This is a genomic window from Myxococcus sp. CA051A, from assembly GCF_013336705.1.
Lineage (GTDB): Bacteria > Myxococcota > Myxococcia > Myxococcales > Myxococcaceae > Myxococcus > Myxococcus llanfairpwllgwyngyllgogerychwyrndrobwllllantysiliogogogochensis.
This window is the reverse complement of record NZ_JABUMS010000001.1, coordinates 540,403-553,553: the sequence shown is the minus strand read 5'-3', so window position 1 is coordinate 553,553 and position 13,151 is coordinate 540,403. Positions and strand designations below refer to the sequence as shown.

Genomic DNA, 13,151 nt, shown 5'->3' with positions numbered 1-13,151 from the left:
GTACATCGCCTCGGCGTGAGCGGGTGTCCACGCCTGCCGCCCGACATCCGTCCCCAGCGAGCGCTCGACAGGCCACCGCCTCGACACCCGCCGGTGCCGGTGCCCGCGCCTCGCCCCGAGTGGCTGAGTGAAAGCGCATTCCCGCGAAGCGAACGGGCGCCGCGAACCTGCGTCGCGACACCCGCTCACCATGACGTCTCGAAGGTCCTCCGCATCGAAGCAAGCAGGTGCCGCGCACCTGCTTCGCGACACCCGCCCATCATGAGAGCTCGAAGGTCCTCCGCATCGAAGCACGCAGGTGCCGCGAACCTGCTTCGCGACACCCGCCCATCTTGAGGGCTCGAAGGTCCTCCGCATCGAAGCAAGCAGGTGCCGCGACACTCGCCCATCATGAGAGCTCCAAGGTCCTCCGCATCGAAGCAAGCAGGTGCCGCGAACCTGCGTCGCGACGCCCGCCCCGGCGAGAGTGCGCCAGCTCGGCCTTACTCAGAAGCGAAAGAGGATGGCGTCGTAGCCACCCGCCCTGGCGCTCCCGGGCAGAGCGCCCCAGGTGTAGCCCACCGCGTACGCGGCCCCGTCGTCGCCGACGGCCACGGCCTGCCCGCGGTCCGACGTGCTGGAGCCCACCTGACGCGTGCCAAGAGGGTTGCCCGCTTTGTCGTACGTGGACAGGAACACGTCACTGCCACCCAGTGACACGTTGCCATCCAGCGCGCCCGACGTGTGCCCCACCAGGTGCACGGTGCCATCCACACCCACCGCGACGCCTTGCCCATAGTCCGTGGTCGTCGTACCAGGCTGCCGCGTCCACTGCCGCGTGCCCGCCTCGTCATACTTCACCAGCACCGCGTCGTACGTGCCCACTCGGACGTTCCCGTCGAGCGCACCGAAGGTGTAGCCAGACACATAGGCCGCGCCGTCTTCATCCACGGCGACCCCCGTGCCGTACTCGTCACTCGCCGAGCCCAGCTGACGTACCCACTGCGCCTTCCCGAGCACGTCATACTTCGCCAGGAACAGGTCCACCGTGTTTCCCGTCGCCGTGACACCGTCGAGGCTGCCCAGCGTGTAACCCGCGACGTAGATGTCCTCGCGCGGGCTCACCGCCACGCCCAGGGCAATGTCGCTCCGCGCCGAGCCAAACTGCCGCATCCAGTACGGGTTGCCACCCGTGTCGAACTTGGCCACCACCACGTCGTAGTTGCCCGGCGTGGGAGTCCCGTCGATGCGCCCCAGCGAATAGCCCGCGACGAAGAGGCCGTCCTGTCCCGCGCAGCGCGTGACGGCGATGCCGGTGGCGAAGTCGTCCGTCTCCGTGCCGAACTGCTGCACCCACTCCAGCGCGCCCTTCGCGTCGAGCTTCAGCACGAAGAAGTCCGTGCCACCCGCGTTGACGTACGGAAGGAAGCTGCCCCACGTGTAGCCCGCGACGTAGACGTTGCCCGCCAGGTCCGCCGTCACCGAAATCGCCCGGTCATTCATCGCCGTGCCCAGCTGCCGCACCCAGCGAAGCGTGCCGTCCACGCCGTGCTTCGAAACGAAGAGGTCCTGACCGCCCGACGACACCTCGGAGCCGAGCTGTCCGCCGGTGTGGCCCGCCATGTAGACGGCGTCGCCCACGGAGGTGACGGCCAGCGCCAGCTCGTCCGCGGTACTTCCCAGCTGTCGTTGCCAGTCAGGCGGCGTCAGGGCTTGGGCACTCGCGGGCAGTGCTCCCAGGATGGCCACCGCGCTCGCGACACCACACGCGCCACTCCACCACTTCCGAATCATGGGCGACTCCTATCGAGATGAACGACTCCGCCCGTACTCTGACGCGTCTGCCGGGCCTGAATCATCTCGGAAGGACCGCCCTCTTCCTCGCGGAAGGGGCGACGCGGAGCGTTGGGCACTCCGCGTCACACCAGGGGTCAGCCCGAAGCAGACCCCCGGTTCAACAGCTCAACGGTTCAGATGTTCCAGCTGCCTCGGATGCCCAGCATGATGAGACCGTACGGACCGTCCTCGGCGGGGCCCAGCGGCGTCGTCGTGGTGGGCAGCGGCGCGGGCAGCGCCAGCGTGGTGTCACCCGAGCGCGTCGTGTAACGCGCGTAGGTGCCGGTGAGGTAGGGGCCGAAGGACAGCGAGTGCCCCAGGCGCCACTTGCCGCCGACGGTGACGTTCACGAACTCGGGACCACGCGTCTGGCTCTTCAGCTTCAGGTTCGCCGTGACGGGCGCCCCAGGTCCCACCTGAACCTGCGTGGGGCCGGAGTTCTCGTTGTTCAGGAGCACCATGCCGAAGCCAACGCCGACGAAGGGGTCGAACGAGGCCGTGGGCGAGAAGTGATACTGCACCTGAGGACCGAAGCGCAGCTGCGAGGCCGCGCACTCCCAACCCTCGAAGCAGGAGTACGGATTCTCCTTGGTGAGGATGTACGAGTAGCTGCCGTACGCGCCGACGAACCAGTTCGGCGTCACGCGGTAGCCCACCTCCACCAGGAAGGGCACTGCGCCGTTCGCGGCGTCGCTCAACTTCACATCACCCACGGTGCGGTCCAACCGTGCACCGTTCTTGTAGACGTAACCCGCTCCCGCCTGAAACCCGAGGCCGACCGTGACTTCCAGTCCCGTCGGCGCGCTGTACGTCGCGACTTCCTGAGCGCTCGCGCCCGCGGAACCCAATGCGACCGCCGCTGCCAGGGCCCAACTCAGCCTTCCCGTCATAAACCCCTCCGTCGAGTGGAGCGTTGACTCTAGAACAGCACCCATCACACAAGTAAGCCGCACTGCGTCACAGTTGCAGTTGTGACGGTGGGTCAGCGCTGACTGTCAGGGGCGTGCACAATGCGGGCGATGAACGTCACCTTGGAGCAGGCCCGTGCGCTGGACGCCCTCGCCCGACACGGCACGTTCGCCGCCGCGGCGCAGGCGCTGGGAAAGGGGCACACGGCGGTGCTCTACACCCTGCGCACGCTGGAGGGACAGACGGAGCTGGAGCTGCTCGACAGGCGCGGCTATCGGACGCGGCTGACGCCCGCGGGAGAGCGCGTGCTGGAGCACTGTCGCAAGCTGCTCGCGGCGGAGCGGGAGCTGGAGGCGACGTGCGCGGAGATTCGCGCGGGCTGGGAGCCCACGCTGCGCATCGTCTTCGACGGCGTCTTCCCAGCGGAGCCCTTGTTGCGGGTGGTGAAGGCGCTGCGGGCCGAGGGCGCCGGCACGCGCTTCCATGTGTCGTCGGAGTTCCTGGCCGGAGTGGAAGCGGCCTTCGTGCGGGACGAGGCGGACCTCATGGTGTCCGTGCTTCCGCCCTCGCTACCAGGCCTGCGCAGCTACGCGCTGCCGGAGCTGAAGGCGCTGCTGGTGGCCCACCGCTCCCATCCGCTGGCACGGCGCAGGCGCGGGACGCTCCAGGAAGAGGAGCTGTCGGAGCACCTGCTGCTCACCGTGCGCGGCTCCGACCCCCGGCTCCAGCTCAGCACCGTCTCCCTGGAGATGCGCTCCACGGTGCACCTCAACGACTTCGCGGCGAAGAAGGCGGCGATTCTGGAAGGCCTGGGCTACGGGTGGCTGCCCGAGCACCTGGCCTCGCGCGAGCTGCGCCGGGGCGAGCTCAAGCTCCTGAAGCCCTCGAGCGGCTCCACCCACGCCTTCCTGCCCAAGCTCCACCACCGCGCGGGCGTGAGGCTGGGCCGCGCCGCCCGCCGCGTGGTGAAGACACTCACCGGGACAGAGCCTCCCCAGTGACGTGAGGGGACACGCGGCTATTGCGCCGCCGTGGTGCAGTCCCCCGACACATTCGGCGCCGGACGCCCGTTGGCGGTGTTGCCGGTGAAGACGTTGTCGGCGGCCACCACCAGCTCCACCGCTCCGCTGCCCCGGTTGCACACCACCACGCCGCCCGCGCCCGCGCGGTTCTCCAGGAAGCGATTGCCGCGCAACGTGAGGGCGCGCGTGCCCATGTCCTCCAGGTAGATGGCCGCGGCCGGGCCCTGCGTCACGAAGTTGCCTTCGAAGAGGTTGTCCTCGACCAGGTCATTGTTCGGCTGGAAATAGTGCAGCACGCCGCCTCCGCCCAGGTCATAGGTGTTCTGGGAGTTGGGCCACGCGAGGATGGGGCGCGGCTCGAGCGAGCTGGTGACAGCGCCCCGGAACGCCTCCAGGCCGTTGTCGCGGAAGGTGTTGCCGCGCACCACGGAGTCGCGCCCGTGCGTCACGCACATCGCCCCGCCGCCCGCCATGGACGACGTGCCTGCTTGCGCGAAGCGGTCGATGTCCGACGTGCGGTTGCCCTCGAACAGCGTGTCCTCCACGCGCGAGCCCACGGTGAACATCAAGTCCAGCGCGCCACACTTGGCCGACGCCATGTTGTCGCGGAACACCGAGTGCCGAATCGTCACCGGCCCCGGGTAGTAGGCCCACAGCGCGCCGCGCGTCTTGTCGCGGTTGCCGTTGTAGTCATTCTTGCGGACCTTCTCGAAGACCATGTGCTCGAAGACGGGGTCTCCGTCACCCACGGAGTTCTCACCGAAGAAGTTCATCCCCCACCAGCCGTAGCGGTTGGTGGAGGTGAGCAGCACGGGCTTGTCCGCCGTGCCACGCACCTGGATGCCGCCGTACACGCGCACCTCCACGCGCCCGTCATGGTGGTTCATCACGCTGTCGGCCGCGCCCGCCTCCACGTCGGCCTCCGTCACCTCGGGGCGCCCCTTGAAGTCGAGGATGACGCCGGGCTGCACCGTGAGGACCTGCCCCTTGGGGATGGTGACGACACCCTGCGCGTCGCCGAGCACGCGATACGGAGAGCCCGCCTCCGTCAGCGTCCCGGACAAGGTGCCGGTGACAATCGTCCCACCGTCCTCGGGCACCTCGATGATGGGCCCTCCGTCCCCTCCTCCCGACGTGCCGCCATCCGGCTCGGGGACGACTCCGGGCTTCTCCGGCGTCGACGAGCAGGCGGTGGCGAGCACCCCCAGGGTCAGCACCATCATGAGGAAGCGCTTCGTACACTCGGAGGCGGACGTGTCCATACCCGGCGCGCTAGCACGGCGTCATGGCCGCTCGCAAACCGCGCCCGGGCTGCTAGAAGCGCGCGCCATGTCGAACGAGGTCCTCGTCCTCTCCTACTCGGGCTGTTCCACCTGCAAGAAGGCGCTGAAGTGGCTGGAAGCCCAGGGCGTGTCCCACCGCGTGCGTCCCATCGTCGACAGTCCGCCCACTGTCGCGGAGCTGGCGCAGTGGATACCCCGTAGCGGTGTGTCCGTCCGGAAGTGGCTCAATACCAGCGGGCTGAGCTACCGCGCGCTCGGCAAGGCCAAGGTCGATGCGGCGAGTGACGCGGAGCTGCATACGTGGCTCGCCGCCGACGGGAAGCTCGTCAAGCGGCCCGTGCTCGTCACGCCCACCGCCGTCCTCGTGGGCTTCCAGCCGGAGAGCTGGGCGCGCGTGTTCCCCTCGCGAGGCTGAAGGCCGGGCGGGCGGGCAAGCGCACCCGCGCTCGAGCCTCGCGAAGCGCGCTGCCGCGTGAAGATTGCTGTGTATGGAATCCAGTGCCAGGCGTCCGCTCGGGGAAATCCTCCTGGAGATGGGAGTGCTCAACCGCGCCCAGCTCCGGGTTGGACTGGTCCACCACCATGAGACGCATGTCCCCCTGGGACGCGCCCTGGTGCGTGAGGGCGTGTGCTCGGAAGCGGATGTGCTGCGCGGCCTCGCCGCCCAGCTCGGCGTGGAGGCCGTGGACCTGGACCTGACGCCTCCCGAGCGCGGCATGGCGGACCTCCTCCCCGCTCGCATCGCGCGGCAGCACCGCGCCGTGCCCCTGCGCGTGGAGCTGGTGCCGCTGGAGCAGGGCGAGCGCGAGGTCCTCCACATCGCCCTGCCCGCGCCCGTCTCGTTGGAAGCTGTCGACGCCGTGCGCGCCATCACCGGCAAGCCGCGCGTCGAGGCACACGTGGCCTCCGACACAGCCATCACCCGCGCCCTGTCGGAGCTGTACGGCATCGAGGGGCCCGCGGAGCCCGCCGCCACCCCCGCGCCTGCCCCCGGGGGCCCTCTGTTGCTCTATGGATGGCCCCCCGTCACCGCCGTCCTCATCTCCCGGCAGTTGGCGCGCCACGGACACCAGGCCCGCGTCGCCACGCCCCTGGACGTCCTGCATACCGGCCCCGGCGACGTGGTGCTCGCGCCCATCCAGGCCATGGAGGGACTGCTGGCCGGTGAGGTCCACATCGAAGGCGCCCTCATCGTCCACGGCAGCTCCGACGACGAGGGCTTCGAGCGGGCCCGCAAGCTCGGCGCCCGCGGCTTCCTCGCCAACCCCCGCGACGAGCAGCTCCTGCTGCGCGCCGTGCGGCGGCTGCGCCCCGGTGGCCCCTCGCCCCTGTCCGGCGGCGAGCCGGGCTCCTCCCACCACTCTCATTGAAGAGAAACAGGCGTGGGTATTCCGCGCCCCAGGCCCGGCAGTGAATTCACCTCCCGTGCGAGTCGACTCCACGTCCGGGCGGAGCCTTGGACGGATTCTCAAAAAATGAAGGATGCGAGGAAACTCGTAGTCGGGGTTTCAGAGAATGAAGGCACATGGCGCCACTTCGGGCGTCGCGGAAATCCAGACGGAGCCCTTCATGTCCCCCCCGCGCATTGCCTACCGCCCGCCTCCGCCCCCTCCGCGTCGTGAGCCGCCCCCGCCCGTGCGCGAGGAGCAGGCGCCCCGGAACGGCACCCAGCAGCGCAACTCGCGCGTGGACACGCAGACGCAGGGCAACGTGGAGCAGCCGCGCGGCAACGTGGTCAGCGGCCAGTCCAGCTTCGAGGCGGGTGGCGCGCGGACCGAGGTGACCGGCAAGGGTCCTGGTGGCATCGACACCCGCGCGTACGCGCAGGGGCCGACCTTTACGGCGGATGCCAAGGTGGACGCGGACGTGGGCCTGTCCGGCATCGATGTGAATCTCGCGGTGGACATCGACGCCACGCTGGTGGAAGCGGGCGCCGGGGCCTCCAAGACGGTGGACTTCGAGATCGCCGGTGAGAAGTACTCGGTGGAGCTGGACCTGGAGGCCATGGGCAAGATTGGCGCCGAGGGCCACATCAACCTGGACCTGCACGTGGGCACGGACGGCAACCTGTCCATCAACGCCTCCGCGTCGGGCTTCGCGGGTGCCCAGGCGAGCCTCACCGGCTCCATCGAGCTGAAGCACGAGGGCGACACCCTGGCCTCCGGCAGCATCACCGCCAGCGCCAGCGCGGGTGTCAGCGGCGACGCGCACGCCAACGTCGGGCTGAACAACGGCAACCTGGAGTTCGACGTGGGCGTCGAGGCCACCGCGGGCCTGGGCCTGGGTGTGGACATCGAGGGCTCGGTCAACGCGGGCAACGTGCTGAAGGCCGTGGGTGAGACGGCGGCCGCCGCGGGTGGCGAGGTCCTGGAGAACGTGGCCGAGGGTGCCATCAACGCGGGTGGCGCGGTGGTCGACGCGGCCGGCGACGTCTTCTCCGGCGCGGTGAACAAGGGCAAGGACATCATCGAGGGCGTTGGCGACTTCCTCGGCCTGTAATGTGAATCCGGAGCATTCCGGCGATGCCTGGCCCCCCGGGGCTGGGCTAGAGTTGGCGAACCCATGGCCGTCTCCAAGCTGGCTACCTCCGCGGCGCGACTGATGAAGCAGGGCCTCCTCAAAGAGGCGGCCCGTGAGTTCCAGCTCGCACTCGACCAGGACCCCCAGGACGCGAGCGCGCTGCTCGGCCTCGCGCGTCTGCGCCTCGCGCAGCACGACGAGGACGCGGCGCGCGGCCTCCTGGACCAACTGGTCTCACTCCACCCCACGCATCCCGAAGCGCTGAGCCACCTGGCGCGGATGAACGCCGAGAAGGGGGATGCGAGCGCGCTGGAGCTGCTCGCGGCCCTCGCCGCGCAGCCCACGGCGGGATTCTTCGAGGTGCTCAACCACGGCCGGGGGCTGCTCGCGCACCAGAAGTACGCGCAGGCCGTCAGCCCGCTGGAGCATGCGCTGGCGATGCAGCCGGGCAATGCCCAGACGCTCACGTACCTGGGCAAGGCGCACCAGGGGACGGGCAACCTGGACGCGGCGCTCAAGGCGTACCAGGAGGCGGCCGAGGCGACTCGCACCGAGCACCTCCCCTTCCTGCTGGCCTCGCGTGTCCAGGTGCTCCAGGGCCAGATTGGTCCGGCGCTGGTGACGCTGCGGCAGGCCATCCTGCGCAAGCCCACGGAGCCGTCGCTGTTCCGCGAGTTCGCGTCGCTGTGCCTCTTCGCGGGGGCGCCCGACGCGGCGATGCGCGCGGCCATCGAGCTGCGGCTGAAGCTGCCGGAGAGCGCGGACGCCATCTACCTGCATGGCCTGTCCGCCTTCGTGGCGGGCAAGAACGAGGATGCCGACCGCATCCTGCGCGAGGCGCTGGAGAAGGCCCCGGGCAATGCGCAGGTGCGCGTGGCGCTCGCCAAGGTCCGGCGCAGGCTGGGCGACGACGCGGAGGCGAAGAAGCTGCTGGAGGAGACGCTGACGTTCGCTCCTGGCGACGTGGGCGCGGCCAACGACCTCTCCGTGCTGCACCTGTCCAAGCCCGGAGGCGCCAACGCCGCCCGGAAGGTGCTCTCCGAGGCGCTGAAGGCGAACCCGGACGACCCGGGCCTGCACCTCAACCTGGCGCTCGCGCTGGCGGACAGCGACGCGGCGACGGCGGTCACCCACGCCCGGCGCGCCCAGGCCAGCGAGGACAAGAACATCCGCGAGCAGGCGGATCGGCTCGTCACCGCGCTCGCGCCCCACTGAAGCAGCTCGCCCTGGGCGCCGCGAGTATTCGCGGCCCCTCGGCTCGCACCTTCGCGAGGGGTGGACCGGCGCAGCACCGCGCTCGGTCCTCGCGGCAACACCCTTGCGGGGAGGTGGACCCGCAGCGCTCGGTCCTCGCGGGTGCGCAGCAACGCAGCGGTGTTGCCGCGCGCGGGCGTCACAGTGGTCGCGCAGCGCTCGGGCCTCGCGGGGTGTGCGACAACGCCACAACGTCCTTTCAGGAAGGTGAACCCGCGTAGGGCTCGGTCTTCGCGGGTGCGCAGCAACGCCGCAACGCCCTTGCAGGAAGGTGGACCAGCGCGGCACCGCGCTCGGTCCTCACGGGAGCGGCAACAGGCGGGTGTTAGCGCGTCGCCAGCTAGCCCCGAAGCAGCCCCAGCGCGCCGAGCACCTCGGGGTACACCTTGCTGGCGAAGTACCGTCCGCCCGCGATGGTGAAGTGCACGCCGTCGCTCATGCGCAGCTTCATCGGCTTGCGGAAGCCCTCGACGCGCGCCTGGAGCAGCGCCTTGCCGTGCGCATCGGTGAAGTACCCGCGCGTGTCGACGTAGCGCGCATCCGGGCGGGAGCTGATGACCTCGCGCTGGAGTCCCCTGATGAGGCTCAGCTTCTGCTCGAAGCGCTTCAGCCCCGTCGCGGGCAGCTCCAGCCAGACAATCTTCCGCCCCGGCGCGGCGATGACGCTCGCGAACGAGTCGATGCGCCGACGGTACGCGTCCTCCCACCCGGGCTTGCCCCAGTGGACCGGCTTGCCACCACTCCGCTCCAGCAGCGACTGCCCATCATTGCCACCGAGGATGACCACCACCACGTCGGGCTGGTGGCGCTTCACTTCCTCCTCGCCCACCTCCATCCAGTCGAAGAAGTCCGGACGCGCCAGCCCCGTGGACGACCGGGCGCGGCGCGACGCGCGAATCTCCGGATGCGCCTCCAGCCTGGCCAGCAGGTAGTCCCCGAAGCCGGTGGCGATGAGGCTGTCGCCCAACAGCAACACGGAGCGTGGCCGCTCGGCGACGGGAGGCACCGGAGCCGCCGCGTCGGGAGCCGACGGCAATACGGGGGCCGCGCGCACGGCGTCGGACACGGAGCCGGCATCCTGTGCGGATGGAGCGGCCCACGCGAACCCGGTGGAGAAGACGACGAAGACGACGAAACCACGCGTGAAACGGTTCTGCATTCGGGGACGCACGGTAGCGGCAGGCCGCCGTCCCGTACATCCCCCTTTCACTCCGTCCACCCCTGGACAGGAGCATCTCCCCGCGTCAGGCCGCCGACACACTCCGCGCGAACGACAGTCCGGCCAGCCACGGCCTGAGCAGCTCCGCGCACGCCTCCGGGTGGGTGAAGTACGGCACGTGTCCCGCCCCGCGCAGCAGGTGCCGGGGCGTCCCGGGAGGCAGCGACTCCCCCAGCTTCGTCAGCGTGGAGGGCGGCACCAGCATGTCCCGGTCGCCCTGGATGCAGACACAGGAGACGTCCAGCCGCCGCAGCTCGGGAGGAGGCGCTTCGCCGTGAATGGCGAGCGCGCGATGCCACGTGCTGCGGCGCTCCAGCGCGGTGGTGGGCACCACCTCCGGGACTCGGGCGAAGGGGACGGGCCGCCACGCCGCCAGCCCCGCGGCGACCACACCGGGCCGACCCCACAGGGCGATGGGCCCCATCATCCCGATGAGCAGGCCGCGAGGGCCGAGGTGCGCCGTGCGCGTGAAAGACCCCAGGAACGCCACGCCCCGCACCACGCCGGCCGCCGCGAGGTGCGCGGCCACCATGCCTCCGAACGAGCTGGCCACCACCGCGTCCATCGGCCCCGCGGCCCGCAGGACCTGCCGCGCCAGGGCTCCCGCGCCCAGGGCCGCATGCTCACCCTCCGGGTACTCGACGAGCACGGGACGGGCAACCGAGGACAACACTCCGGCGAGCGCACGGAAGCCCGAGCCACGGGCTCCCAATCCAGGCAGCAGGAGCACCCTCGGCCCCTCGCCCCGCCCTACCTCCGTGAGCTGTACCTCCGCGCGCATGTCACTCCCTCGCCGTCGCCGCGGGGAACACGGCGGCGGCGCCGGTTCTGCCCGGCTCGGGCTCCACGGCCGGCTCCTGACGCACGGTACGCTCCAGGCCGAGGAAGGCCCGGGTGCGCTCATGTCGGGGCCGCTCCAACACCTGCGCCGGAGGACCTTCCTCCAGGATGCGCCCGCCATGCAGCACCAGCATCCGAGAGGCCAGCTCCCGGGCGAAGCGCATCTCGTGTGTCACCGCCACCAGGGTGAGTCCGTCCTCGCGGAGTCGTGACAGCAGCTCCACCAGTTCGCCCACCCGCTCGGGGTCCAACGCGCTGGTGGGCTCGTCCAGCAACAAGGCCTCCGGCTCCATCGCCAGTGCCCGGGCGATGGCCACCCGCTGCTGCTCGCCACCGGACAGCTCCGACGGATAGGCCCCCTCTCGGTGCGACAGGCCCACCTTCTCCAGCAGCGCGCGCCCCAGCTCGGTGGCCGCCTTCGCGTCCAGGCCCCTCACGTACCGGGGGGCCTCGATGACGTTGCCCAGCGCGGTGCGGTGCGCGAACAGGTGCCACTGCTGGAAGACGAAGCCCACGCGGCGCCGGATGTTGGACACCTGGGCGCCCCGCGCACGTTGCGCTCCAGGCGTCAACACGTCGTCACCCACCCGGATGGAGCCCGCGTCGAACGGCTCGAGTCCATTCAGGCACCGCAAGAGCGTGCTCTTGCCGCTGCCCGAGGGGCCCACCAACGCCACCACCTCACCGGGGGCGAAGCAGGCGCTGATTCCGTCCAGTACCGTGCGCCCGTCATAGCGCTTGCACAGGTCCTTCACTTCAATCATCCGCGTTCCAACCTCGCTTCCAACCGCCTCGCCAGGAGCGACAGAGGGTAGCTCATCGCCAGGTAGAGCGCCGCGCACAGCGCACCGGGCAACAACCAGCTGCGAACATCCACCGCGGTAATCGTCATCCGCTTGGTGAGTTCGACAACGGAGATGACGGACACCAGGGAGCTGTCCTTGAGCAGCGCGATGAAGTCGTTGGTGGCGCTCGGCAGCGCGACGCGGAACGCCTGGGGGAAGATGACCCGGCGCAGCGCCAGCGGCGTGGACATGCCCAGCGCGAGCGCCGCCTCCAACTGCCCGCGAGGCACCGCCAGCACCCCCGCCCGGTACACCTCCGCCTCGTAGGCCGCGTAGTTCAGCCCCAGCCCCAGCACCGCGGCGCTGAGCGCATCCAGTCGCAACACGCCCGCGAGGCCGTAGTAGAGGACATAGAGTTGCAACAACACCGGCGTGCCGCGAAACAGCTCCACGTACAGCGACGCCAGCCGCCCCAGCCAGCGCGGGCCATACAGCCGCGCCAGCGCCAGCCCCATGCCCAGCGGCACCGCGAGCGCCATCGCCCCCACGGAGACCACCAGCGTCACCAGCGAAGCCTGGAGGAACATCACCCACTGCGCCCAGCCCAGCCTGGGCGCCTGCGTCTGCGCGAGCACCTCGCGCGTCTGCGCATCCGACCACTCCACCATCCGCTGCTGCGCCGCGCTGTCGATGTTCCACCGCGCGAAGATTCGCCGGAGCTCTCCCGAGCGGGAGATGTGCCCCAACGCCACGTCCAGCGCCGCGCGCAGGTCCTCATCCCCCGGCCGCACGGCGATGGCGTAGTAGCCCTCGCCCACGTCTCCCACCACGCGCAGCCCCGCCCGGGGCTGTCCGTAGCGCTGGGCGATGAGGTCATCCATCAGCACCGCGTCCACCCGCCCCTGCTCCAGGTCGATGTACGGCTCCTCCACGCCTTCGTACGGCACCGCCTGGATGCCTTCGCGCTGGAGCAGATCCCACGCCTGGGAGTTGGCCAACGTCCCCACCCGCCGACCTCGCAGGGACGCAAGGCCCGTGACGGTGTCGTCATCGCGCCGGGCCAGCAGTCGCAACTGGAAGATGAAGTACGGACGCGTGAAGAGGATGCGTCCACTGCGCGCGGGCGTGATTTCAATCCCGTTCAGCGCCACGTCGAACGAGCCTCGCTCCAGTGAGGGAATCAGGCTGGACCAGTCGTTCTGGATGAAGCGGGCGCGCACGCCCAGCTCCCTCGCCAGCGCGTCCGCCAGCTCCACCTCGAAGCCACGCATGCGCCCGGGCACCTCCGGGTCCTCCATCGCGTACGGCTCCCCACCCTGCGCATCCGCGCCCCACCGCAGCTCGCCTGCCCGTCGCACCCGCTCCAGTCCCACCTCCTGCCTCTGGACGCAGGACGTCATCAGCACCGAGAGCACGAACAAGGCACCGGCACCGCGCCGCACTGCACTCACATTCATTCCGGGGACTCCCACTCTGTAGCAGGTGCAGGTGTGACCCAGTATTC

General features: G+C 70.2%; 12 protein-coding genes. 5 read left to right on the top strand and 7 right to left on the bottom strand.

All coding sequences use genetic code 11. The annotated features are described in order from the left end of the window. Positions 1 to 486: 486 nt before the first annotated feature. Positions 487 to 1,773: an SBBP repeat-containing protein gene (locus HUA74_RS02245; RefSeq protein ID WP_174453222.1), complete on the bottom strand. Its 1,287-nt coding sequence runs from the start codon at positions 1,771 to 1,773 to the stop codon at positions 487 to 489. Positions 1,774 to 1,949: 176 nt separating this feature from the next. Continuing rightward, positions 1,950 to 2,705 carry an outer membrane beta-barrel protein gene (locus HUA74_RS02240; RefSeq protein WP_174453221.1) on the bottom strand — a complete coding sequence of 252 codons (756 nt, stop codon included), beginning with the start codon at positions 2,703 to 2,705 and terminating at the stop codon, positions 1,950 to 1,952. 129 nt (positions 2,706 to 2,834) lie between these two features. Between HUA74_RS02240 and HUA74_RS02235 the strand changes: the two genes are divergently transcribed. Then, positions 2,835 to 3,725 (top strand): LysR family transcriptional regulator, encoded by an 891-nt coding sequence (locus tag HUA74_RS02235; protein ID WP_246137871.1) that lies wholly within the window; start codon positions 2,835 to 2,837, stop codon positions 3,723 to 3,725. 17 nt (positions 3,726 to 3,742) lie between these two features. Here HUA74_RS02235 and HUA74_RS02230 read toward each other — a convergent pair whose 3' ends face one another. Further along, complete coding sequence (locus HUA74_RS02230; protein WP_254624866.1) at positions 3,743 to 4,969, bottom strand: right-handed parallel beta-helix repeat-containing protein; 1,227 nt, start codon at positions 4,967 to 4,969, stop codon at positions 3,743 to 3,745. Between the two features lie 106 nt (positions 4,970 to 5,075). On the opposite strand from HUA74_RS02230, the gene HUA74_RS02225 reads away from it, so the two are divergent. From HUA74_RS02225 to HUA74_RS02210, 4 genes are all read left to right on the top strand, one after another. Next, on the top strand, positions 5,076 to 5,444 hold the full coding sequence (locus HUA74_RS02225) for a Spx/MgsR family RNA polymerase-binding regulatory protein (RefSeq protein WP_174453219.1): 369 nt from the start codon (positions 5,076 to 5,078) through the stop codon (positions 5,442 to 5,444). Between the two features lie 73 nt (positions 5,445 to 5,517). After that, positions 5,518 to 6,399 (top strand): general secretion pathway protein GspE, encoded by an 882-nt coding sequence (locus HUA74_RS02220; protein ID WP_174453218.1) that lies wholly within the window; start codon positions 5,518 to 5,520, stop codon positions 6,397 to 6,399. Between the two features lie 199 nt (positions 6,400 to 6,598). Beyond that, entirely contained in the window at positions 6,599 to 7,528 is a 930-nt protein-coding gene (locus tag HUA74_RS02215) for a Circumsporozoite protein (protein ID WP_174453217.1), read from the top strand. A 63-nt stretch (positions 7,529 to 7,591) separates the two neighbouring features. Beyond that, positions 7,592 to 8,764 carry a tetratricopeptide repeat protein gene (locus HUA74_RS02210; protein ID WP_174453216.1) on the top strand — a complete coding sequence of 391 codons (1,173 nt, stop codon included), beginning with the start codon at positions 7,592 to 7,594 and terminating at the stop codon, positions 8,762 to 8,764. A 379-nt stretch (positions 8,765 to 9,143) separates the two neighbouring features. On the opposite strand, the gene HUA74_RS02205 is transcribed toward HUA74_RS02210, so the two are convergent. The 4 genes from HUA74_RS02205 to HUA74_RS02190 all read right to left on the bottom strand — a co-directional run bounded on the left by HUA74_RS02205 (position 9,144) and on the right by HUA74_RS02190 (position 13,104). After that, positions 9,144 to 9,962, bottom strand: coding sequence for a DUF459 domain-containing protein (locus tag HUA74_RS02205; protein ID WP_174453215.1), 819 nt, complete (start codon positions 9,960 to 9,962; stop codon positions 9,144 to 9,146). Between the two features lie 85 nt (positions 9,963 to 10,047). Then, positions 10,048 to 10,803: an alpha/beta fold hydrolase gene (locus HUA74_RS02200; protein ID WP_174453214.1), complete on the bottom strand. Its 756-nt coding sequence runs from the start codon at positions 10,801 to 10,803 to the stop codon at positions 10,048 to 10,050. Between the two features lies 1 nt (position 10,804). Then, positions 10,805 to 11,626, bottom strand: coding sequence for an amino acid ABC transporter ATP-binding protein (locus HUA74_RS02195; protein WP_174453213.1), 822 nt, complete (start codon positions 11,624 to 11,626; stop codon positions 10,805 to 10,807). Further along, entirely contained in the window at positions 11,623 to 13,104 is a 1,482-nt protein-coding gene (locus HUA74_RS02190) for an ABC transporter substrate-binding protein/permease (protein WP_254614261.1), read from the bottom strand. Before HUA74_RS02190 ends, HUA74_RS02195 begins: the two co-directional genes overlap by 4 nt. Positions 13,105 to 13,151: the final 47 nt, after the last annotated feature.

Coding starts and splice junctions, on each gene's coding strand:
- HUA74_RS02195 (WP_174453213.1), bottom strand. CDS start 11,626: ATGATTGAAGTGAAGGACCTGTGCAAGCGCTATGACGGGCGCACGGTA.
- HUA74_RS02235 (WP_246137871.1), top strand. CDS start 2,835: ATGAACGTCACCTTGGAGCAGGCCCGTGCGCTGGACGCCCTCGCCCGA.
- HUA74_RS02220 (WP_174453218.1), top strand. CDS start 5,518: ATGGAATCCAGTGCCAGGCGTCCGCTCGGGGAAATCCTCCTGGAGATG.
- HUA74_RS02190 (WP_254614261.1), bottom strand. CDS start 13,104: ATGAATGTGAGTGCAGTGCGGCGCGGTGCCGGTGCCTTGTTCGTGCTC.
- HUA74_RS02230 (WP_254624866.1), bottom strand. CDS start 4,969: ATGATGGTGCTGACCCTGGGGGTGCTCGCCACCGCCTGCTCGTCGACG.
- HUA74_RS02245 (WP_174453222.1), bottom strand. CDS start 1,773: ATGATTCGGAAGTGGTGGAGTGGCGCGTGTGGTGTCGCGAGCGCGGTG.
- HUA74_RS02205 (WP_174453215.1), bottom strand. CDS start 9,962: ATGCAGAACCGTTTCACGCGTGGTTTCGTCGTCTTCGTCGTCTTCTCC.
- HUA74_RS02200 (WP_174453214.1), bottom strand. CDS start 10,803: ATGCGCGCGGAGGTACAGCTCACGGAGGTAGGGCGGGGCGAGGGGCCG.
- HUA74_RS02210 (WP_174453216.1), top strand. CDS start 7,592: ATGGCCGTCTCCAAGCTGGCTACCTCCGCGGCGCGACTGATGAAGCAG.
- HUA74_RS02240 (WP_174453221.1), bottom strand. CDS start 2,705: ATGACGGGAAGGCTGAGTTGGGCCCTGGCAGCGGCGGTCGCATTGGGT.
- HUA74_RS02215 (WP_174453217.1), top strand. CDS start 6,599: ATGTCCCCCCCGCGCATTGCCTACCGCCCGCCTCCGCCCCCTCCGCGT.
- HUA74_RS02225 (WP_174453219.1), top strand. CDS start 5,076: ATGTCGAACGAGGTCCTCGTCCTCTCCTACTCGGGCTGTTCCACCTGC.